Raw genomic sequence first — 22,568 nt, 5'->3', positions numbered from 1 at the left:
AATACCTTTATTAAATACGCATTTACATTATAGCTTATTGAGTATGGCTAAATTATAAACTTAATTTTTTTTTACTATTTTCAACCTTTTTAATTACCTTTGCTTTTATTACCATTACTTTGCCATTATAAATTTACACTCTCCCACAAACCTTTATGTAACAACTCTGTATTACTCCACTGCTTTTTAACCAACCAATTAATTAATGGTGCAGGATCGCTTGGGTAATTTATTTGCTTATTTTGCGGGGCACTATTCCAGTCATCAAGGGCTTGCGGGTTTAAATAGTTCATAACATTCGCCATACCCATGGCAAACAAAGTTTGTGCATTTGCTGTTTGCTCAAACTGCCCATACAAGGGCTTTAATAGTAACTTTTTACCTAACTTAAGCGCTTCACTGGCAAGCTCAAACCCTGCATTCCCAATAACACCACTGGTATTTGCTAAGTCATTTAAAAAGTCAGAACGTGAGGGGGTTCGCAAATGTATATGCCCAAAAGATTGATTACTGGCATGTGGGTGATAACAATAAAACTCTTTTTCGGGAAAGTCTTTTAAATAATCAACAACGCTATCTAAGTTTTCAAAAGGTAAATACACCAATACCTTATTCATTACTGCAACAGGGTTTTCATGATTATGATGAGCAATAAAAGGCGGTATTATGTTATTTGCAAATGGTTGCCAGTGTACACCTAAGTAAGTAGATGCAGGTGCGTAATGTTTAATGAGCGATTTTCTGAATATACCACGACCAAACATAGGTACGTTATCTGACAAAAATGCAGCTTGATGACTAATACCAATAACGGGTATGTCGGCTCTTTTTGCAGCCCATGCAGTAATGGGCTCAAAGTCATTAAGTACAAAGTCGTATTGTTTTACATCAAGCGATTTTATATCACTCACCAGCTTACAAACTCGCATGTTTTTAAGTGTTTTTAAATTTTTAACTTGCCCATTTTCAGTACTAAACGATAAGCCCCGATACGCTTTATAATCTGAAAACTCGTGCATATCGAAGTAATCTAAATTTGCACGCCCTGAAAAAACATAATCAACCTCAATACCGAGTTTAGTAAAACAACTTGCCATAACGCGAGCTCGCGTTATATGTCCATTACCAGTACCTTGTACTCCGTACAGTATTTTCATGCAGGCACCACGAGCGCTAACGAAAATAGGCCACAACAACTACCAATAGTTGCACCTAAAATAATATCTGCAGGAAAGTGCACGCCCAAGACCACACGAGAAATAGCCACACCGGCTGCCCAACTAAGTAGTAGCCATGCATATTCTGGAAAAAAATGACTTAGTATTATAGCAACTAAAAAGGCAGCTGCGCTGTGACCTGATGGCAAACTAAACTTATCACTGGGAACTATATAGGCGTTTGTTACCAAACAGTCGCATGGACGAATTCGGGCAAATCTATTTTTGGCCAGTAAGTAAATAGGCCTCTCTATAACAAAACCAATTAATATCGTTACAGGTAATAATTGTTGCTGCTCATTATTACTAAGCCACCATACAGCTAAGCACACCAATACATACAATCCACCATCACCACTTTTAGATAATCCAAACGCCATTGTTTTAAACCACTTCGGTGAATTGCAATTAAACAGAGTTAAAAATAATTGCTCATCTATCTGAGTTACCTTTTTAAGCATATTATTATCCATCATCTACCCTCATTGCATAATATATGAACACCGATTTAGCTTATGTGTTGTAAATAACAATTGAGTGACGCTTTTAATACACTATTATTGCGATTAATGATTTAGCGCTTGTTTTGACTAAATTTACTGCTATTAAGTCGTTGTTATTGCTTATAAGGAGGGTATACTGAGTTATAAATTAATGTACCTTTTGAGGATAAAATAATGGATTACAGCACTTCTGATTTATGCGACCACTTTGCTGACGTGGTTGACGTGCTAGAACCAATGTTCATCAACTTTGGTGGTCGACACAGCTTTGGTGGCCGCATTAAAACGGTTAAATGTTTTGAAAATAATGAACTGATCCGCGAATTACTTTCTCAAGATGGTACAGACCTAGTACTTCTTATTGATGGTGGTGGCTCAACTCGTCGCGCACTAATCGATATTGAACTGGCTGAGCTAGCACTTGAAAACAACTGGAATGGTATTGTTGTTTACGGCGCTGTACGCCATGTTGATGAGCTTGAAGAACTTGATTTAGGCATTCAGGCAATTGCTTCTATTCCTGTTGCAGCCGACAGCGAAGGTGCTGGTGAAGATGCCATAGGTGTTAACTTTGCAGGCGTATCATTTTTTGATGACGATTTTATTTATGCCGACAGCACAGGCATTGTTTTATCTGCAGAAGAATTAGAGTTGGAAGTTGTAGAAGTATAACGTGATCTCCCACTTAAAAGTATATGATGAAAGCGCGGTTAGAACACTTTGCTCTACCCGCGCAAATGAGAAAAAAGCATGGCAAGCAATGGCCTTGCTCGACACTCAAGTAAACCTACAACAAGCACTCATTGACGCTGCTCAATTTGGTATTCGCTACGTACTCCTCGGTATTTGCGAAGATATTGGCCCCAAGGCAAATTTAGGAAATGGCGGTGCAAACGAAGCATGGCCGGCTTTTTTAAAACGCTTTTTAAACCAACCTCACAATCAATTTATTGCCACTCAAAAAGTACTTTTATTGGGTGAAGTAGATACTGATGATTTAATGGCGCAAAGTAGCCAACTTAATAACCAACAAGCCCAGCAGTTAACTCAATTGCGAGATTTATGCCAACAACTTGATGAACGCGTAGAGTCAGTATTAAGCCTTATTTTTAAAGCGGGGCTTGAGCCTATAGTGATTGGCGGAGGTCATAATAATTGCTTGGGAATTATTCGTGCGCTAAGTAAGTCAAAAAACACGCCTATTAATGCCATTAACTTTGACCCTCATGCAGACTTTAGAGAATGTGAAGGTCGCCACAGTGGTAATGGTTTTCGCTACGCGTATAACGAGCAACATCTAAGTAATTACCATGTTATTGGCTTACATGAATTAAAAAATAATCAAGCAATTATAGATGCAATGAGTGAAGCTAACTTTAAGTTTGATAGCTATCAATCAATACACGTTAAGCGAAAAGTAACGCTTACGCAGGCAATTGAAAACGCAATGAATAATTTTAACGATTTACCACTGGGTATTGAAGTTGACTTAGATAGTATTACTTACATGCCTGTTAGTGCGTACACATGCTGTGGATTTAGTGTGAGTGACACTGAGCACTTTGTACATTTAGCTGCAAGTAACCGCCACGCTAAGTATTTACACTTGTGTGAAGCCGCTCCCAGCCAGCATCCTAATGGAGTAGAAACGGGAATTACGCATGTAGGGCAAGTAATAAGTGCGCTTGTAAATAGTTACCTACAAGCCAAAGAAAACACCTAACGCTGCTGCGCTTGTCGCCACTCTTTTAGCCAGCTCATCAAACCAATGCTACTTAGCGGGTGACCAAAGTAATAACCCTGGGCTGCATAACCTTTTAAGCTTTTTACAAACTTAAGTTGCTCAAGCGTTTCTACCCCTTCAAAAATCACTTTTGTTTTTTGTTGGTTATGCATTTCGACCATTCCGCCAACTAAACTACGTATATTATTTTGATTACTAAAATCAGCCGTAAGTGAAGGTGAAACCTTAATATATTCAACCGCTAAACTAGGCAGTTTAGAGAGCAATACAGGATTATCGCCCAGTCCATCAACACACACTTTCAAGCCAATATTATTAAGCCTTGCGATCATGCCTCTGCCTTTGTCATCTAAACCAGCAAAAATATGCAAAGGACATTCAACAATTAAGTCGCCTGCTTCTAAATGGTGCTCGCTTATAACAACATCTACAAATTCTACAAACTCTTCTTTTAGCATTTCAGGGCCAAATACGTTAATGCTAAGCGGTATAGAAATACCTTCTACTCTAAGCGCCATTGCAAGCTCAGCAGCTCGCTCTATTACAAACTTAGCAAGCGGATAACCAAGCCCTGCAATTCTAATATCATCAATAAAACGATTAGCCGATAAAATCCCTTGTTTAGGATGTTGCCAACGCAGAAGTAATTCTAAAAACTCAATTTGACCGCTTTCATTACAGATAATAGGTTGAAAATAAAGCTCTAATTCGCTAGCAAAATCAATGTTAGCAAGCTCTTTTAAGCGTGCTTGTTGCTCTCGCAGTTCAATCATCATCTGTTGATGGTAAGGAACAACCTTACGCTCTGGATGGCTATCGAGTGCTAAGTATGCATACGATATCAAGTTATCAAAATTATCATCTTGCTCATTACAATCAACGTAACTTGCTCTCGCTTTCACTTCTATTGTGCAGTTAGCAACATTAAATGGTTTATGTGTTGCTCCAATAATTTGATCAATAACCAACTCATGCAAGTGCTTTTGATTTGCGAAACTACAAATAAATGCAAAGTTAAGGCCCCCTAAGTGGGCCAGCTTTTCTTGCCCAACTAAAGTCACTATTTCGTCACTTGAAAGCAGTTCTTTTATTCGATTAGCCGATTGGGCTAAAAGAATATCGCCAAAATCGCGTCCAATATGCTGATTAACTTGCTCAAACCCTTCAAGACGAATAACGACTAATGCGGCGCTTATTTGTTTGTTATTGCACCATACGTAGTAACCTTGACGTAACTGTTTTCTGCCTGCAAAAACCGAAAGCGGAGATCCTTCAATAAATGCGTCATCTGCAGGCTTTGGCTCTATAGCTATTTCTATCTCGGCGTCTTCGTCATTTAAAAAAACCACAATTGCTAATAATAATATTGCGCAAACAACCCAAAATAACGGAACTTCTAACAATAAATGAGCTGAAAATAACACAACAAATAAAAGTCCCGCCGTTGAGCTGATAACTATCATACTCCAATTATTTCGCTCAAATGCTTGCCATAAATGGAAGCAAAAACCAAAGGCAAGTAAAATAGCCAGCCAGGCTACATTGCTACTTAAAATAGCCAAACCTACAACACAAGTGCATAAATAACTAAATTTAGTACTGGTGTTTTTAACCGAAAATAACGTGGCGATCATCGCCATTAAAAGCGCACCGCTAAAAAATATCGGAAAGTTATTGTCGGTTAGTATGTTCAAATTAACGGCATCCGTATTCGCTAAAAAAGTTTAAACCAGATTATATGTGGGCAAAAATAATACAAACTAATTAATTCTACCCAAAATCCATAAATTTAACAGTTTATTTACGCCAAACTGATAACTTAATTGTGATGGATGACTTATTTGCCAATGTGCAATATCGGCTCTTGCACCGAGCTTTAAAACACCACGATCTTCTAGCCCTAGAGCTTTAGCTGCATTAACGGTAACACCCGCTAATGCTTGTTCAGGCGTTAATCTAAATAATGTGCACGCCATGTTCATCATCAAGTGCACTGAGCACAGCGGTGAAGTACCAGGGTTAAAGTCACTCGCGATAGCTATAGGCACTTTATACTGATTAAGTAGCTCAATAGGTGGGAACTTTGTTTCTCGTAAAAAGTAAAACGCACCGGGTAATAACACTGCAACAGTACCTGCTTGTGCCATCGCTTTAACACCGTCCTCATCAAGATACTCAATGTGGTCAGCCGATAAACCATTAAACTGCGCCACCAGCTCAGCACCATGTTGATTAGATAACTGCTCAGCATGGCATTTTACTGGGAGGTTATGCTTTTTAGCCGCCTCAAAAACACGTTTGGTTTGCGAATAACTAAACCCTACATTTTCACAAAATACATCGACTGCATCAGCTAGGTTATTAGCGACAACCTGATCAAGCATGTCAGTACACACTAAATCAATATATTCATCAGCACGGCCTTTATACTCAGCCGGCAGTGCATGAGCACCTAAAAATGTCGTTTTGATATCAATAGGATGGTGTTCACCTAATAAACGAGCAACTTCTAATATTTTCACTTCGTTTTCAGTGTCTAATCCATAGCCCGACTTTATTTCTACGGTGGTTACACCTTCTTTTAACAACGTATTTAAACGGTCTTTTGCATCCACAAATAGCTGTTCACGATCGGCTGCTCTCGTCGCTTTAACCGTACTTGCTATGCCACCGCCTTGGGCTGCAATTTGCTCATAACTTACCCCTTGCAGGCGCTGCTCAAACTCTTGCGACCTTGAACCTGCAAATACTAAATGCGTATGGCAATCTATTAAACCCGGTGTTAACCACTGCCCTTTTACACTTAATGTCGGCGTTGCAAACACATCAAAGCTTGGCAATGTTGATTGCTCTCCAATCCACGCAATTTTGCCATTTTTGATTGCTATAGCAGCATTTTCGATTGCACCGTAAGGCGCATTTATATTGCTATCCATAGTGGCAATGTTGGCGTCGGTTAAAAGTAAATCGATTTCTTCTAACTCATAACTTTGTATATTACTTTGCATGTGCAGCCCTTTTGCGCCGTGTAGTGATTGAAATATAGTCTAACAACACACCTTGTATATACAAGTTAATTATGTCATCTTATTTATATCGTTTATTTTTATATTTAGCCGTTAATTTAATGACAACACCCAAATTTGCGCAAATAAAACAATTCATTGTTGATAAGATTCGCAGTGGTACATGGCAAGAAAACCAACGTGTTCCCTCTGAAAACGAGCTAAGTAGCCAATTTAGTGTAAGTAGGATGACAGCCCGTCGTGCGCTCAGTGAACTAACTGAGACAGGTATTTTAACGCGCAGCCAAGGGCTAGGTACATTTGTAGCTACATTTAAGTCGCAGTCATCGTTACTCGAAATAAAAAACATTGCTGATGAAGTAAAAGAACGTAACGGCAACTACACCTGTAGTGTACTCATACTTGAATCAACAAATGCAGTCGCACCTATTGCCATTGCGCTTGGTGTTGAGATTGACAGTGTTGTATATCGAAGTGTACTCGTTCATAACGAAAACGACAGCCCCTTGCAATTAGAGGAGCGTTTTGTAAACCCTGCGCTTGCCGCTGGTTACTTACAACAAGATTTTAGCACGCTTACACCTCATGAGTATTTATCTAGTGTTGCACCGCTTACTCAAGCAAGGCATACCGTAGAGGCCATCATGCCAAACAGCGAAATGTGCCAGTGGCTAAACTTATATAACGAAGAGCCATGCTTGCAAGTTATTCGACGCACATGGTCTGTTAATGGCATTGTAAGCTTTGCCCGCCTTGTATCACCTGGTAGTAAATATCGCTTAGGTGGTCACTTAACATTTAAAAAATAATAAACAACAAAGAAAATGCGCTTACAGCGCTTTTTTTATAACAAATCACCTTGTATATACAACAGGAGCAAAACATGAACAACCGACTCGACACAAGTCGCGTAATACGTGCACCTCATGGCGATAAAATAAGCGCTAAAAGCTGGCAAACTGAAGCTGCCAAGCGCATGCTAATGAATAACTTAGACCCTGAAGTTGCAGAGCATCCTCACGCACTTGTTGTATATGGTGGTATTGGCCGAGCAGCCCGTGATTGGCCAAGTTATGACAAAATTATAGAAACTCTCGACAGACTCGAAAATGACGAGACCCTACTTGTACAATCAGGAAAGCCAGTAGGTGTATTTAAAACCCACAATAATGCGCCTCGCGTACTTATTGCCAATTCAAACCTAGTTCCGCACTGGGCAAATTGGGAACATTTTAACGAGCTAGATAAAAAAGGCTTGATGATGTACGGCCAAATGACGGCAGGCTCTTGGATTTATATTGGCTCGCAAGGCATTGTACAAGGCACCTACGAAACCTTTATAGCTATGGCAAAACAGCATTTTTCGGGCAGTGCTAAAGGCAAGTGGGTATTAACGGGTGGCCTTGGTGGTATGGGTGGCGCACAACCGCTTGCAGCTACAATGGCAGGATTTAGTGCACTTGTTGTTGAATGTGATGAAAGCCGAATCGATTTTCGTATAAAAACAGGTTACGTTGATGTAAAAGCAACGAGCCTTGAACATGCACTGCAATTAATAACCGATGCATGTGTTAAAGGTGAGGCCCTCTCAGTGGGTTTACTTGGTAACGCTGCCGATGTATTTAGCACACTGGTTAAAACAGGTATTACCCCAGATGTAGTTACAGATCAAACATCAGCTCACGATCCGCTCAATGGTTACTTACCACAAGGCTGGACGATGGAACACGCAGCAGAAATGCGTGAGCAAGATCCAACAGCCGTGGTAAAAGCGGCTAAACAATCAATGGCAGTTCAAGTTAAAGCGATGTTGGCGCTGCAAAAAGCAGGTGCTGCAACAACAGACTATGGCAATAATATTCGCCAAATGGCATTTGACGAAGGCGTTACCAACGCGTTTGATTTCCCTGGGTTTGTACCCGCCTATATTCGCCCTTTATTTTGTGAAGGTATTGGCCCATTTAGATGGGTAGCTTTATCGGGCGATCCTGAGGATATTTATAAAACTGATGCAAAAGTAAAAGAGCTCATTCCTGATGACGCACATTTACATAATTGGCTTGATATGGCGCGGGAACGTATTCAATTTCAAGGCCTGCCAGCACGTATTTGCTGGGTTGGACTAAAAGATAGAGCACGCCTTGCACTCGCCTTTAACGAAATGGTTAAAAATGGCGAACTTAAAGCCCCTATCGTTATTGGTCGTGACCACCTCGACTCTGGCTCCGTTGCCAGCCCTAACCGTGAAACCGAAAGCATGAAAGATGGCTCTGATGCGGTATCTGATTGGCCATTACTTAATGCACTCCTTAACACGGCAAGTGGCGCTACTTGGGTGTCACTTCATCATGGCGGCGGTGTAGGTATGGGCTTTAGCCAACACTCTGGTGTGGTTATTGTTGCAGACGGAACAGATGAAGCTAAAGAGCGTATTGCTCGCGTACTGTGGAACGACCCCGCAACGGGCGTAATGCGCCATGCTGATGCTGGATACGACATAGCAAAAAACTGCGCTAAAGAACAAAATTTAGACCTACCTATGTTAAACGAGGAATGATCATGTTTGAACTTACTCTCACGCCAGGCTCTCTTGATTTAAACACACTGAGAAAAATTAATAATTCACCGGTAAAATTAAGCCTTGTAAAGCATGCCGAGTCACAAATAGCAGCAAGCGCACAAACCGTTCAAAATGTAATAAACGAGCATCGTACCGTATACGGAATTAATACCGGCTTTGGGCTATTAGCTAATACCAAAATAGCCGACGACGAACTTGAATTATTACAGCGCTCAATTGTGCTTTCACACGCTGCAGGCATTGGCGAGTACATGGATGACAGCACAGTAAGGTTAATGATCACCTTAAAAGCAAACTCGCTTTCACGTGGCTACTCGGGTATTCGCCTGCAGGTAATCCAATTTTTTATGCAGCTGCTTAGTAGCGAAGTATATCCATGCGTGCCTAAAAAAGGCTCGGTGGGAGCATCGGGGGATTTAGCCCCCCTTGCACATATGTGCCTACCTTTATTAGCTGAAGGCCAAATGCGACATAAAGGAAAAATAATTAGCGCAGCACAAGGGCTAAAAATAGCAGGGCTTGAGCCCCTTACCCTTGCAGCAAAAGAAGGCTTAGCTTTATTAAACGGCACACAAGCGTCTACGGCGTTTGCATTACAAGGGCTATTTAGAGCGGAAGATTTATATGCGCAAAGCTGTGTTATTGGCTCTATAAGCATAGAAGCCGCAATGGGTAGTCGTGCTCCGTTTGATGCGCGCATTCATGAAATTCGCGGCCAACGCGGACAAATAGATACAGCCAAAGTGTTTAGAGAGCTGCTCGATACGCACTCCCAAATTAGTGACTCCCATGTTAATTGTGAAAAAGTACAAGACCCTTACTGCTTGCGCTGCCAACCTCAAGTATTAGGTGCTTGCCTTACGCAAATACGCCAAGCCGCAGAAGTATTGTTATGTGAATCCAATGGCGTAACCGATAATCCATTAGTGTTTGCTGATGTAGGCGACATCATATCGGGCGGAAACTTTCATGCAGAGCCAGTGGCAATGGCTGCCGATAACCTCGCCATTGCTATTGCCGAAATTGGTGCATTAGCAGAGAGGCGAATTGCATTACTTATCGATTCAAACCTGTCTAAACTACCGCCATTTTTAGTTGAAAACGGCGGCGTGAACTCAGGGTTTATGATTGCTCAAGTTACCGCTGCTGCGCTTGCGTCAGAAAACAAATCATTAGCACACCCGGCGTCAGTCGATAGCTTGCCAACATCAGCGAACCAAGAAGATCATGTTTCTATGGCAACCTTTGCAGCAAGACGCTTAGGTGAAATGGCCAATAACACCCAAGGTGTTTTGGCTATAGAATGGTTAGCATCGGTTCAAGGGCTAGAATTTAGAAAACCACTTGAACCATCCGATAAAGTGCAAAGCGCCAAGACCCTATTACGCGAACATGTTAGTTATTACGATAAAGACCGCTACTTTGCACCCGATATAGAGGCCACCAATACATTACTTGGTGAAGGTAAGTTATGCGACTTCATCAAGTGTAGCCCCCTGCCTTCAGCATATTAAATACCATATTGGTAAGTAAAGCCTAGTGCTTCAATAGCTGAGCCAATAACTTTGCGCTCAGCTTTATCATCACTGGTAAAGCGTGGTAACTCGCCACCATGTTCTGCACACTTCACTGCGTAGTATTCAGCTTTTGTTGGATGCGCCGGATTTACTACATTATAAATATTTTGCCCTACTTGCCAGTGTTCTATCACCGCAAAAATGGCATTAATTACATCTTGTTGATGCACCATATTTACCACTTGCTCACTTGATGTATTGAGCTCTTTGCCTGCTACAAAACGACCTGGTTCTCTACTTGGACCTAATAATCCAGCTAAACGCAGCACTTTCCCATCGTGTTCTAGTACCTGCTCTTCTGCTTCATACAACTTTATTTGCCGCTCATTGGTGCATGAGATATCGCTACTTTCGCTATATAAACCAGGCTCTTGATCGTACACCCCAGTAGATGAGCACAATAAAAAGCCTTTAGCGTTTAGCTTCTTTGAAAGCGTAAGCGCTGCTGTGAGCGTTTCAAGGTAATTACTTTCACTGTCCCTGCTACGTGGCGGAATAGCGCATATCCAATAAGCATCTTGTAAATCAATCTGATGCACTAACTGCCCATCTTCAAGTGTAAATTGACGTTCAAAATTAGACTCGTGTACATCCGTTCTGTGTGTACCTTGTACTTGCCAACCCGCTTTTTGAGCTCTTACGCATAAAGCATGCCCTAACCAACCCGCACCTAATACGACTAATTTATTAGCTTCAGTTTCCATTTTTATATAGCCTTTCATTTTAAACGCATAATTAGTGATTTTTATCTAACTTTATAGAGATTTCAAGTAAGATGTGATTAGATATAATTTCATAAATAATAAAAATATGTGCACTTATGCTAAATAATTTATCATTACAGAAGAAAATATTATTATTGATTGGTGGAACAATTACCGTTTTACTGATTATAGCCTCAACATTTTTTGTTAAACATATCGCCAACCTATCTAGAGAAAATATAGAAAACGAAGCGAAAGGGTATCTACAGACCGAACAACTCTCAATGAAAAATTACTTTGCAATGTACGGTAAAATGGTATCAACCTTTGTTAATAACCCGCATTTAGTCAACTTTTTTGAGGATTGGAATACTCGCGATCAGGCACTTGATAGTGCAGCTGGCTATAGCGAAGTGAATCAAGATTTTGTGCGCTTAAGCTCAAATGACGAAAACATTTTATCGGCCTTTTTTGCCTCTGCAACCACCGGTGAATACTTTAAAGAAAACGAGCGTACAAGTCACTATAACGGCCAGCCTTATTACGCCTACAAGCGTGGTTGGTGGCAAGAAGCTATGCAGGTTAATAAGCTTTATGTAGGGCCTATTTCGGTTGACTTAACCACAGGCGTAGCATCAGCTGTAGTACAACAACCTGTTTATAACATACAGCGTAAACTCATTGGTATGGGCGGTGTTGATTTACAATTAAACAAAATTAACGACATGGTCGAAAATATTCGCTTTAACGGCCAAGGTTATGGCTTTTTACTAGATGGTAATCAAAAAGTGGTGCACTTTTCAAAAGCCACTGGCCATAAGCTTTCAATCACAGATGAAGGTGCAAACGGTAAAGAAGGACTCGATGCGCTTGAACAACAATTTACAGATACCGCAGGCTTTAAAGAGTTAAACACACAAATGCGAAATAACCTTAAAGGCAGCCAAATGGTTACTTTTAAAGGCGAGCAGTTTTATGTGGTTTACCATCGTCTGCAGTTAGAGCAGCCTTATATAGATTGGTATGTAGGCCTACTTATTCCAACTAGTATGATTGAAGCGCCCGTAAATGCCGCAATAACCGCAACAACAACTGCGGTAGTTATTATCTTAATTATTATATTAGCCATGATTTTATGGGCTACCCATATGATTTCAAAACCCATTACAACGCTTACACACATTATGCGTGATATAGCATCAGGCGAAGGCGATCTTACTCAAAAAATTGATATTGATAGCCAAGATGAAGTCGGCCAACTGGCCAATCACATGAATACGTTTATTGATAAGTTACGCGCCATGATGCTCGAAACCGCAGCCCAAGCAGAGCAACTAAGCAACGCAGCAGCTCAATTAAGAAGCGTTTCTGAGCAAACTAATTCTGAAATTCAGCAAGAAAAGCAGCAAGTTGATAGTGTAAGTGCCGCAGTGACTGAAATGGCGACTACCGTGCTTGAAATATCACGTAATGCACAACATACAAATAACGCAGCTGAAGAAGTACAAGCAATCACTGCAGAAGGTGCTAGCCGCTCTACACAAGCACAAAAAGTAATGACTGAACTTGCACTACATATTGGTGAAGCATCCAAAGTGGTTGCGGGCCTTGAACAGGAAAGTAATAACATTGGGGCATTAGTCGATGTTATTAACTCAATTGCCGATCAAACCAATTTACTTGCACTTAATGCCGCAATTGAAGCCGCACGAGCTGGCGAACACGGTCGAGGCTTTGCCGTGGTTGCTGATGAAGTACGCTCGCTAGCAAGTCGCACACAAGAATCAACAGACGATATTCGTAATATGATTTCGCGCTTGCAGCAAATAGCCCAGCAAGCCTCAGTGATGATGCAACAAGGGCAAGACCAAACCGAGGGCTCAGTGCTTCAAACTAAAGAAGTGCTTAGCTCTTTGCACAACATTGCGCAGTCGGTTACTAAAGTACAAGACCAAAGTCATCAAATAGCCACATCTACCGAGGAGCAAACAGTCGTTGCTGAAGATATTAATACGAGCCTTTCAGCAATTAATAACCTAGTGAACAGCACCGCTGACCATGCGCATACGCTCGCTGACGAAGCTCGCGATTTAAGTGATTTAGCGGCGGCGCTTAACAAAACGGTTAATCAATTTAAATTATAAAAAACACTCATTTTATAGCTGTGTTTAAGTGCAAAACTTAAGCACAACTATAACCCTTGTTTTTAATTTATTTAGCACCATATCTTTACAGTTCGCTGCTATTTTTACTGTAATTGAATAATACAAAGTTATTTTTACGAACCAGATCAAATTTTTCGATTTTATACACAGATCTTTTTATTGAGATAGTTTGTTGTTTGGCAGAGTCTGGTATAGTAGCGCACGTAATAAACAGTTCTTTTTGAACGGTTTAATACAAAATTGCTAATTAATATGTTCTAAGCGTTACTTAAAAGCACATATTAATTACCAATTGTTAAAAATGGGTTAGCCGATACTCGGCTGACAAAGAATACATTGTAACGGTTTTATCATGATATCTAATTTATTTACCAAGCTTTTTGGTAGTCGCAATGACCGCACTATTAAAAACTTAAGAAAGACGGTCGCGCTAGTAAACGCGCTAGAAGCGCAACTTGAAGCGCTTTCTGATGAAGATTTAAGAGCTAAAACAGCTGAGTTTAGAGAACGTTACGATAACGGACAAAGCCTTGACGACATTCTAGCAGAAGCTTTTGCTGTGGTACGTGAAGCGTCAAAGCGTGTAAATGGCATGCGTCATTTCGACGTGCAGTTATTAGGTGGTATGGTTTTACATCAAGGTCGCATTGCGGAAATGCGTACCGGTGAAGGTAAAACATTAACAGCGACCCTACCCGCTTACTTAAACGGCTTAACAGGTAAAGGCGTCCACGTAATTACCGTGAATGACTACCTTGCTAAGCGTGATGCTGAAACCAACCGTGCGTTATTTGAGTTTTTAGGCCTTACTGTAGGCTGTAACGTACCAGGTATGATGCCACAGCAGAAGAAGCTAGCTTATACTGCTGACATTACATACGGTACAAATAACGAATTTGGTTTTGACTACCTTCGTGACAACATGGCCTTTAGCATTGATGAGCGTGTACAACGTCCATTATTTTATGCTGTAGTCGATGAAGTTGATTCAATCTTAATCGATGAAGCGCGTACGCCACTTATTATTTCAGGTCCGGCTGAGGATAGCTCTGAGCTATACACTGAAATAAACACCATCGTTCCTTTACTTGAGCTTCAAGAAAAAGAAGACGAAGAAGGTATTGAAGGCGACGGCGATTACACTATTGATGAAAAGTCTAAGCAAGTTCATTTAACAGAACGTGGTCAAATTAAAGTAGAAGAGCTACTTACTGAGCGCGGCTTAATTGAAGAAGGCGATTCGCTTTATTCAGCAGCTAGCATTACGCTACTAAGCCATGTTTATGCTGCCCTTCGTGCTCACAAGCTATACCAAAAAGATGTTGATTACGTTGTAAAAGAAAACGAAGTAATCATTATCGATGAGCATACTGGTCGTTCAATGGAAGGTCGTCGTTGGTCAGAAGGTTTACACCAAGCTGTTGAAGCTAAAGAAGGTGTAAATATTCAAAACGAAAACCAAACATTAGCGTCTATTACATTCCAAAACTACTTCCGTTTATACGAAACGCTAGCTGGTATGACAGGTACCGCCGATACTGAAGCTTTTGAGTTTCAATCTATCTACGGCCTAGATACGGTTGTTATGCCAACTAATAAGCCGATGGTTCGTGATGATCGCGCCGACTTAGTTTACCTAACGCAAGAAGAAAAATACGAAGCTATTTTAATTGATATTAAAGACTGTCAAGACCGCGGACAACCGGTACTTGTAGGTACTATTTCGATTGAAAGCTCTGAGTATTTATCGCAGTTTTTACGCAAAGAAAAAATTAAGCACAACGTACTTAATGCCAAATTTCATGCGCAAGAAGCTGATATCGTTTCAGATGCTGGCCTACCAGGTACAGTAACAATTGCAACCAACATGGCCGGTCGTGGTACCGATATCGTGCTAGGTGGTAACTGGAACAGTGAAGTTGAAAAACTTGAGAACCCAACTGATGAACAAATAGCTGAAATTAAAGCGGCTTGGAAAATTCGCCACGATGCTGTAATTGATGCTGGCGGTTTACATATCATTGGTACTGAACGTCACGAATCTCGTCGTATAGATAACCAATTACGTGGTCGTTCCGGTCGTCAAGGTGATGCCGGCTCTAGCCGCTTCTATCTATCGATGGATGATGCACTAATGCGTATCTTCGCTGGTGAGCGCATGACTAACATGATGCGTAAACTAGGTATGCAACGCGGTGAAGCAATTGAGCATCCATGGGTAAACCGTGCGATTGAAAATGCACAGCGTAAAGTAGAAGCACGTAACTTTGATGTTCGTAAGCAATTGCTTGAGTACGATGATGTAGCAAACGATCAACGTCGTGTTGTTTACTCTCAACGCAACGAGCTACTTGAAGAAGGCGATATTTCAGAAACTATTACTGCAATTCGTGGTGATGTTCTTGCTAGTGTTATTGACCAGTACATTGCACCGCAAAGCCTTGCTGAAATGTGGGATATTCCTGGACTTGAAGAGCGTTTAAAACAAGACTTCTTAATTGAACTACCAATCACTCAGTGGTTAGCTGATGACAATAAGCTATACGAAGAAAAACTTCGTGAGCGTATTGAAGAGTCTGTTGAGCAGTCATACAAGCAAAAAGAAGAGCAAGTTGGCGATTCTGTTTTACGTCAATTCGAAAAAGCGATTATGCTACAAAGCCTTGATCAGCATTGGAAAGATCATCTTGCTGCTATGGATCACTTACGCCAAGGTATTCATTTACGTGGTTACGCGCAAAAGAATCCTAAGCAAGAGTACAAGCGTGAATCGTTTGAGCTGTTTTCTGAAATGCTTGAAAACTTGAAAGTAGATGTTGTAAGCATCCTAAGTAAAGTACAAGTACGCGCAGAAGAAGATGTTGAAAAAGTAGAAGAGCAACACCGTAAAAGTGAAAATGCTCCTCGCGAATACCAACATGAAGAAGCTGAGCAAGTAGGTGGCGAAGCGCCAGAGACAGCTACTGTAATGGCTCGTACAGAACCAAAAGTAGGTCGTAATGACCCTTGTCCTTGTAAATCAGGTCAAAAATTCAAACAATGTTGCGGTAAATTAAAATAGCCCAATATTGTTATTAGCTTATTAAAAAGCGGCGCTAGCGTCGCTTTTTTTTATGGAGTTTTAAAGTAATGACTATAGAAATTGTACATGTAGCTGTTGGTGTTATTAAGAAGAATAACGCTATATTCATTTGTAAACGCGCAGATGAGCAACATCAAGGCGGTTTATGGGAATTTCCTGGAGGCAAAGTAGAAGCAGGTGAAAGTGTTTTTGTTGCACTTAAACGCGAGCTTATTGAAGAGGTTGGATTAACGATTCACAGCTCTAGCCAACTTATGGTTATTGAACATGACTACGGCGATAAATGCGTTAAATTAGATGTACACGTAGTAAGTAACTTTAGCGGTGAAGCACATGGCGCTGAAGGGCAACCTAGTGAATGGGTAGCAATTAGTGAATTAGAAAATTATGATTTTCCTGAAGCTAATGCTGAAATTATCGAGAAAATAGTAGCCCGATACGCATAACAAACTAGGTACAAGTGAGCACAATGAACATCTCAATACAAAATAAGCTAAGCGAACAATTAGCATTAAATCCTGAGTTAACTCAAGTTAGTGTGATTGGTAGCGGCCATATAAATAGTACATGGCTACTTACGTGTATTGATAAACAGTTTATTGTGCAAAAACTTAATACTGAGGTATTCAAATACCCTGCTCAGTTAGTAAGTAATGCAAAGCTAATTGAGCAGCATTTAAATACCAAACAACTACAAAGCAACTACCCCCTTGAAACAGTTAAGCATATAGCCATACAAAACAACAAACACTTAATAGAAATTGATAGTGCGCATTATCGCGTCCTTAACTATATAAGTGACAGCTACAGCGAAGACGTTGTTAAAAATGCGCAGCAAAGCGAGCAAGCAGCTTACGCTTTTGGCGTATTTGCTAATGCTTTACAAGATTTTGATGCACAACGACTGCATACTGTCATTCCTGATTTTCATAACTTAGCGATGCGCTTTGAGCAATTAAATACCGCAATCACAAATAACTCTGTAAATAGAATAAAGTACTGCGCTGACGAAATAGAATATTGCTTATCGCAGCAACATTTAATTACCCAGCTTAGTAGTATAGCTAAGCAGATACCACTTAGGGTTTGCCATAACGATACAAAAATAAATAATATGTTGTTTTGTAGTACAACCCATAAAGCAAAAGCGGTTATTGATTTAGATACCTGTATGGCTGGGTTTTGGCTTTATGATTTTGGTGACATGGTACGTACTTTCTGCTCCCCCGAAGCAGAAGATTCAACAAACTTACACAACGTTATTATTCGAAAAGATATATTTTCAGCCATTGTTAAAGGCTATGTAGCACCATTAAAAAGTAGCATGAGCACAATAGAACAAGAAAGCCTGCTGTTAGGCGCTAAAATAATGCCGCTCATGCTCAGTGTGCGCTTTTTGACTGATTACTTAAATAACGATGTTTATTTTAAAGTGGCTCATGCAGAGCATAATTTAGAGCGAGCACAAAACCAGCTCGCACTTTATAAAAGCATACTTAATAACGAGCAATGGATGCACCAATGCCTAATGAGCTAGCATTGATGAAAAAATTCAAGATACAAAAAAACCAGTAAGCTAAAAACTTACTGGTTTTTGTTATTTATAAAATGTAATTACCAGATTTTTACACGGTCTTCTGGTTTGATATACATTTTATCACCTTCTTTTACGTCAAACGCTTCGTAAAACTCAGGCATGTTCGACAAGATACCGATTACACGGTAGTGGCTTGGTGAATGAGGGTCTGTTAGTAAACGATTACGTAACTCTTCATCGCGGTAGTTACGACGCCAAATTTGTGACCAACCCATAAAGAAACGTTGATCGCCTGTGTAACCATCAATCACGGGTGCTTTTTTGTCACCTAAAGATAGCATATACGCTTTATGCGCAACCGTTAAGCCACCTAAGTCACCAATGTTTTCGCCAAGCGTTAGCTCGCCATTAACACTTGCATCTTCAAACGGTTTATATTCGTTATACTGTGCAACTAAAGCTGCTGTACGCTCTTCAAATTGCTTAAGGTCAGTCTCACTCCACCAGTTACGTAAGTTGCCATCACCGTCGTATTTAGCACCTTGGTCGTCAAAACCATGACCAAGCTCGTGACCAATTACTGCACCAATTGCGCCGTAGTTTACTGCATCATCCGCTTCTAAATTAAAGAATGGCGGTTGTAAAATTGCGGCTGGGAATACAATTTCGTTGTTTACTGGGTTGTAATACGCATTTACTGTTTGCGGAGTCATGTGCCACTCAGAACGATCAACTGGTTTACCCAATTTAGCAATCATGTCTGCGTATGCCCATTCGCTATAACGGATGTAATTACCTACTAACTCATCTGAGTTAATCTCTAGCTCAGAATAGTCTTTCCACGTATCTGGGTAACCAATTTTAGGTGTAAATTTGTCTAGTTTTTCTTTCGCTGCAAGCTTTGTTTCAGGGCTCATCCACTCAAGGTTTTCAATAGCAACACCGTAACCTTTAATTACGTTATCAACTAATTCTTCCATGCGTGCTTTAGCTTCTGGCGGGAAGTTATCTTTAACGTATACCTTACCTAAAATCTCACCAAGTACGCTGTTAGATGCATCAACCGCTTGCTTCCAAAGAGGTGCTTGTTCTTCTACGCCACGAAGTGTTGTGCTGTAAAAGTCAAAGTTAAGGTTAACTAAATCGTCACTCAGTAGCTCTGCATAACCACTTACAAAATGGAATTTTAAGTAGTTTTTCCACGTTGCTAAATCAGTGTCTTTGTAAATAGTAGCAAGCGCTTCTAAATAGCTAGGTTGGCGTACAATAATGTCACTCGCAGTCACACCAGCATCTTTAAAGAATGCAGCTAAATCAAGGTCACCCATAAGCTTGCTTGCATCTGCTACTGTCATCTTATTATAAGACTTAGTTGCATCACGGCTTTGCACGCGGCTCCACTGTGCATCAGCTAATGTTTTTTCAAATGCAATAACGCTCTTAGCGGCTTCGGCTGCATTTTTAACGCCTGATTTTGCCAAAACGTCAGTGATGTATTGCTCGTAAGAAGCACGAATTTTAGTGAATTTTTCATCATCTTTTAAGTAATAATCACGATCTGGTAAACCAAGGCCAGACTGAGATAAGTACAGTGCGTACTCGCTTGAGTTTTTAGCATCATTATTTACAAACCAACCAAACGGTAAAGTACCGCCTTGTTTTTGAATTTTAGCCATTAAACCCACTAGATCAGCTTTAGATTTAACGCTATCAATTGTATCTAATGACGGTTGCAATGGCGTAATACCTAGCTCATTACGCGCAGCTTGATTCATGTAACTTTTATAAAATGCACCGATTTTGTACTCATCACTGCCTTTTTTAGCGGCTTTGTTTGCGGCTGCACTTTCAAGGGCTATTTTCATCGCTTTTTGCGACTCATCATATAGCTGCGAAAAAGAACCGTAGTTAGATTTATCACCCGGTATTTCAGTTTTTGCTAGCCACTCACCGTTTACATGGTAGTAAAAATCGTCTTGTGCACGTACTGAACTATCCATATTGGCTAATTCAATACCAAGCTCTAGTGGTTTTTCAGCAGGTGCTGTTACTACTGGAGTGTCGGTTACTTTAGTTTCTTGTTGTTTTTCACCACAACCTACCAAGCCAAGCGCAAGTGCGATACTTGCAGCAGCCATTGTTACTTTATTCATAATTATTCCGTTTGTTAGTTAGAACTTAATACCAACTCCATTAAATTCTTGAATATAGCAGGAATAAAAATAGCACTGCCTACACGCTTTTACTTAATGGAATGGGTATCAAAGAGCTTCAATCAATATAAAGCCTACGCAGTATCATAAACCTCATTAGGCCAACAATAAAATGGAATATGTAACAAAGTATTTTGAATGCGGTGAGCTGCAAAAATAGCCCTACCAATGACAAAATGGTGGGTAGTTAAGGCTAACTTTTATTTTTTCCGTGAAGCGCTAAACGCTCTAGCTTTTCTTTTAAAGAAGGAGGGGCCGAAGATGCTATCGCGTTTAAGTAATCAGCTGTTTGCTCACTCATTTTACGAGAGTTGGTAACTGCAGGGCTACCCGACTTATTCACTGTACTTAATCTCTGAGTTGCTTGCGGATTTGCTGTGATTTTTATTTGCCCGAGCTCTGCCATTCCGGCGGCTCTAAAATGCGAAAGCATATCCATTTTTAAATAATTAAGCCTAAGCGCAATAGGTGCAGATACCGCCTCTATCATTAGTGTACCGTCTCGGTAATTACTGACTCGACATTTATCACCCAACTTAGGGCCTAAAAAATCTTTTAATAGGGTTTGCTGTGTATCAAGTGCTTGGCTTTTGCCTGCATAAGCTGATAAACGATTATTTAAACCCGCCATAATATCGGTTAGCGGTTTTGGTGCATATCTATCTTTAGCCATTTTACACCTCGTAAAAGCTCACTTAGACCCAGAGATAATACTCTAGGTCTAAGTATACACTGCGTATTAATACTACGCGCCGGCTATTTGCATTTGCTCTATTAATACTGAGCCGGTTTGAATACCACCACGGCGCTCTATGTCACCACCAATAGCAGATATGCCTTTAAACATATCTTTTAAATTACCAGCAATGGTAATTTCACTTACCGGATATTGAATTTCACCATTTTCGACCCAAAAACCAGCAGCGCCACGAGAATAATCACCCGTTACTGTGTTTACGCCTTGCCCCATTAGCTCGGTCACTAACAAGCCCGTGCCCATCGTTTTTAATAGCGCTGTTAAATCGTTATGAGTTTGCTCAACTAACCAGTTATGTATACCGCCAGCATGCCCTGTTGGGGTCATATTCATTTTACGCGCGGCATAACTTGCTAATAAATACGTTTGTAACTCGCCGCCTTGAATAATTTCTCTATCGAATGTTTTAACACCTTCGCTATCAAACGGCGACGATGCCAATCCTTTTAAAATATGCGGACGCTCGGCAATATTCACGCAATTATTAAATACCTGTGTGCCTAAGCTATCAAGTAAAAAACTTGATTTACGATAAAGCGCGCCACCACCAATTGCCGACACTAAATGGCCAAACAATGAATTTGCAATATCGGCTCTAAAAATAACAGGCACTTTCATTGTGCCTAGCTTTTGGCTATTTAACTTAGCGAGCGTTTCAGCTGCAGCTTCAAGCCCAACTGCCGCTGCGTCATTTAAACCCGCTTGGTCGCGCGCAACAGTATAAGCAGAGTCGCGTTGCATCTGCTCGCCATCTTGACCTATTATCATCGTACTAATGCTATGACGAGTGCGTGGAAAGCCCGTTATCAAACCATGGCTGTTACCATAAACACGTAGCCCCTGATGCGACGAAAAGCTTGCGCCATCAGAGTTAACAATGCGCTCATCTGCATTTAATGCAGCTTGCTCAGCAGCATGACAAAGCTCAATCCCTTCCTCAGGACTTACATCCCAAGGGTGGTATAAATCTAAATCTTTAGGATTAAATTCCAGCAATCCTTTATCAGCAACGCCGTTAAATGGGTCATCCGATGTAAATTTTGCTATATCAATCGCTTTTTCTACTACCATGCGTAATGTTTTTGGATTTAAATCAGCCGTCGACGCAGATCCTTTATTATTACCAACATATACGCTAATGCCTAAACCGCCGTCTTGGTTAAACTCAATGGTTTCTACTTCCCCCATTCGTGTACTAACCGATAAACCAGACGTGCTAGACATGGCTGCTTCTGCAGCTGTAGCGCCTAATTTTTTAGCATGTTCGAGTACTTCTGCTACCGCATCTTTAACTTGCGATATTTGAGAATAAATTGGATCGTTTTGTTGGCTTTTCATAAATTAAGTCCTGAGCCTTAGAGGCATAATGCACGCATTTCTTATATTTAAATGCTAACACACTCAATGCATCACATCAGCTAATATTCCTAAGTATCATATTCATGTATAATGGCAAAAGTTA

17 protein-coding genes are annotated in these 22,568 nt (G+C 40.5%); 9 read left to right on the top strand and 8 right to left on the bottom strand.

The window, feature by feature from the left end; genetic code table 11:
* Window positions 1-125: 125 nt before the first annotated feature.
* Together PX700_RS10300 and PX700_RS10295 are read right to left on the bottom strand one after the other, a co-directional pair.
* Window positions 126-1,157 carry an MJ1255/VC2487 family glycosyltransferase gene (locus PX700_RS10300; protein ID WP_479520676.1) on the bottom strand — a complete coding sequence of 344 codons (1,032 nt, stop codon included), beginning with the start codon at window positions 1,155-1,157 and terminating at the stop codon, window positions 126-128.
* Window positions 1,154-1,693 carry a phosphatase PAP2 family protein gene (locus PX700_RS10295; RefSeq protein WP_479520675.1) on the bottom strand — a complete coding sequence of 180 codons (540 nt, stop codon included), beginning with the start codon at window positions 1,691-1,693 and terminating at the stop codon, window positions 1,154-1,156. The genes PX700_RS10300 and PX700_RS10295 overlap by 4 nt, the downstream gene beginning before the upstream one ends.
* 201 nt (window positions 1,694-1,894) lie before the next feature.
* Between PX700_RS10295 and rraA the strand changes: the two genes are divergently transcribed.
* Window positions 1,895-2,392 (top strand): ribonuclease E activity regulator RraA, encoded by a 498-nt coding sequence (rraA, locus tag PX700_RS10290; protein ID WP_002959955.1) that lies wholly within the window; start codon window positions 1,895-1,897, stop codon window positions 2,390-2,392.
* Window position 2,393: 1 nt separating this feature from the next.
* On the top strand, window positions 2,394-3,443 hold the full coding sequence (locus PX700_RS10285; protein WP_479520674.1) for a formimidoylglutamase: 1,050 nt from the start codon (window positions 2,394-2,396) through the stop codon (window positions 3,441-3,443).
* Here PX700_RS10285 and PX700_RS10280 read toward each other — a convergent pair.
* Complete coding sequence (locus PX700_RS10280; RefSeq protein ID WP_479520721.1) at window positions 3,440-5,104, bottom strand: EAL domain-containing protein; 1,665 nt, start codon at window positions 5,102-5,104, stop codon at window positions 3,440-3,442. The genes PX700_RS10285 and PX700_RS10280 overlap by 4 nt on opposite strands.
* 120 nt (window positions 5,105-5,224) lie before the next feature.
* On the bottom strand, window positions 5,225-6,472 hold the full coding sequence (gene hutI, locus PX700_RS10275) for an imidazolonepropionase (RefSeq protein ID WP_479520673.1): 1,248 nt from the start codon (window positions 6,470-6,472) through the stop codon (window positions 5,225-5,227).
* Window positions 6,473-6,591: 119 nt separating this feature from the next.
* On the opposite strand from hutI, the gene hutC reads away from it, so the two are divergent.
* From hutC to hutH, 3 genes are all read left to right on the top strand, one after another.
* A complete protein-coding gene (hutC, locus tag PX700_RS10270; RefSeq protein WP_479520672.1) occupies window positions 6,592-7,299 on the top strand; it encodes a histidine utilization repressor in 708 nt (235 codons plus the stop codon).
* Between the two features lie 74 nt (window positions 7,300-7,373).
* The gene (gene hutU / locus PX700_RS10265) at window positions 7,374-9,047 is read left to right on the top strand and encodes a urocanate hydratase (RefSeq protein WP_479520671.1); all 1,674 of its coding nucleotides are present in this window, start codon (window positions 7,374-7,376) and stop codon (window positions 9,045-9,047) included.
* Between the two features lie 2 nt (window positions 9,048-9,049).
* On the top strand, window positions 9,050-10,585 hold the full coding sequence (gene hutH, locus PX700_RS10260; RefSeq protein WP_479520670.1) for a histidine ammonia-lyase: 1,536 nt from the start codon (window positions 9,050-9,052) through the stop codon (window positions 10,583-10,585).
* Here hutH and PX700_RS10255 read toward each other — a convergent pair.
* The gene (locus tag PX700_RS10255) at window positions 10,582-11,352 is read right to left on the bottom strand and encodes a Rossmann-fold NAD(P)-binding domain-containing protein (RefSeq protein ID WP_415637788.1); all 771 of its coding nucleotides are present in this window, start codon (window positions 11,350-11,352) and stop codon (window positions 10,582-10,584) included. The genes hutH and PX700_RS10255 overlap by 4 nt on opposite strands.
* 116 nt (window positions 11,353-11,468) lie before the next feature.
* On the opposite strand from PX700_RS10255, the gene PX700_RS10250 reads away from it, so the two are divergent.
* The 4 genes from PX700_RS10250 (at window position 11,469) to PX700_RS10235 (ending at window position 18,136) form a co-directional block, all read left to right on the top strand.
* Window positions 11,469-13,496 (top strand): methyl-accepting chemotaxis protein, encoded by a 2,028-nt coding sequence (locus tag PX700_RS10250; RefSeq protein ID WP_479520669.1) that lies wholly within the window; start codon window positions 11,469-11,471, stop codon window positions 13,494-13,496.
* Window positions 13,497-13,869: 373 nt separating this feature from the next.
* Window positions 13,870-16,578 carry a preprotein translocase subunit SecA gene (gene secA / locus PX700_RS10245; RefSeq protein ID WP_479520668.1) on the top strand — a complete coding sequence of 903 codons (2,709 nt, stop codon included), beginning with the start codon at window positions 13,870-13,872 and terminating at the stop codon, window positions 16,576-16,578.
* 68 nt (window positions 16,579-16,646) lie between these two features.
* On the top strand, window positions 16,647-17,045 hold the full coding sequence (gene mutT, locus PX700_RS10240; protein WP_007582062.1) for an 8-oxo-dGTP diphosphatase MutT: 399 nt from the start codon (window positions 16,647-16,649) through the stop codon (window positions 17,043-17,045).
* A gap of 23 nt (window positions 17,046-17,068) precedes the next feature.
* Entirely contained in the window at window positions 17,069-18,136 is a 1,068-nt protein-coding gene (locus tag PX700_RS10235; protein ID WP_479520667.1) for a phosphotransferase enzyme family protein, read from the top strand.
* Window positions 18,137-18,213: 77 nt separating this feature from the next.
* Here PX700_RS10235 and PX700_RS10230 read toward each other — a convergent pair whose 3' ends face one another.
* The 3 genes from PX700_RS10230 to pmbA all read right to left on the bottom strand — a co-directional run bounded on the left by PX700_RS10230 (window position 18,214) and on the right by pmbA (window position 22,444).
* On the bottom strand, window positions 18,214-20,289 hold the full coding sequence (locus PX700_RS10230; RefSeq protein WP_415637784.1) for a M13 family metallopeptidase: 2,076 nt from the start codon (window positions 20,287-20,289) through the stop codon (window positions 18,214-18,216).
* 253 nt (window positions 20,290-20,542) lie between these two features.
* Window positions 20,543-21,022, bottom strand: a complete 480-nt coding sequence (locus tag PX700_RS10225; RefSeq protein ID WP_479520666.1) for a DUF721 domain-containing protein — start codon at window positions 21,020-21,022, stop codon at window positions 20,543-20,545.
* A 72-nt stretch (window positions 21,023-21,094) separates the two neighbouring features.
* Entirely contained in the window at window positions 21,095-22,444 is a 1,350-nt protein-coding gene (gene pmbA, locus PX700_RS10220; protein WP_479520665.1) for a metalloprotease PmbA, read from the bottom strand.
* Between the last annotated feature and the right edge of the window lie 124 nt (window positions 22,445-22,568).

The organism is Pseudoalteromonas sp. TP27 (assembly GCF_056470645.1).
This window is presented reverse-complemented; position numbering and strand designations above follow the sequence as displayed.

Coding starts and splice junctions, on each gene's coding strand:
- pmbA (WP_479520665.1), bottom strand. CDS start 22,444: ATGAAAAGCCAACAAAACGATCCAATTTATTCTCAAATATCGCAAGTT.
- PX700_RS10255 (WP_415637788.1), bottom strand. CDS start 11,352: ATGGAAACTGAAGCTAATAAATTAGTCGTATTAGGTGCGGGTTGGTTA.
- PX700_RS10280 (WP_479520721.1), bottom strand. CDS start 5,104: ATGGCGATGATCGCCACGTTATTTTCGGTTAAAAACACCAGTACTAAA.
- PX700_RS10295 (WP_479520675.1), bottom strand. CDS start 1,693: ATGATGGATAATAATATGCTTAAAAAGGTAACTCAGATAGATGAGCAA.
- hutI (WP_479520673.1), bottom strand. CDS start 6,472: ATGCAAAGTAATATACAAAGTTATGAGTTAGAAGAAATCGATTTACTT.
- PX700_RS10235 (WP_479520667.1), top strand. CDS start 17,069: ATGAACATCTCAATACAAAATAAGCTAAGCGAACAATTAGCATTAAAT.
- PX700_RS10300 (WP_479520676.1), bottom strand. CDS start 1,157: ATGAAAATACTGTACGGAGTACAAGGTACTGGTAATGGACATATAACG.
- hutH (WP_479520670.1), top strand. CDS start 9,050: ATGTTTGAACTTACTCTCACGCCAGGCTCTCTTGATTTAAACACACTG.
- rraA (WP_002959955.1), top strand. CDS start 1,895: ATGGATTACAGCACTTCTGATTTATGCGACCACTTTGCTGACGTGGTT.
- mutT (WP_007582062.1), top strand. CDS start 16,647: ATGACTATAGAAATTGTACATGTAGCTGTTGGTGTTATTAAGAAGAAT.
- secA (WP_479520668.1), top strand. CDS start 13,870: ATGATATCTAATTTATTTACCAAGCTTTTTGGTAGTCGCAATGACCGC.
- hutU (WP_479520671.1), top strand. CDS start 7,374: ATGAACAACCGACTCGACACAAGTCGCGTAATACGTGCACCTCATGGC.
- PX700_RS10250 (WP_479520669.1), top strand. CDS start 11,469: ATGCTAAATAATTTATCATTACAGAAGAAAATATTATTATTGATTGGT.
- PX700_RS10230 (WP_415637784.1), bottom strand. CDS start 20,289: ATGAATAAAGTAACAATGGCTGCTGCAAGTATCGCACTTGCGCTTGGC.
- hutC (WP_479520672.1), top strand. CDS start 6,592: ATGACAACACCCAAATTTGCGCAAATAAAACAATTCATTGTTGATAAG.
- PX700_RS10225 (WP_479520666.1), bottom strand. CDS start 21,022: ATGGCTAAAGATAGATATGCACCAAAACCGCTAACCGATATTATGGCG.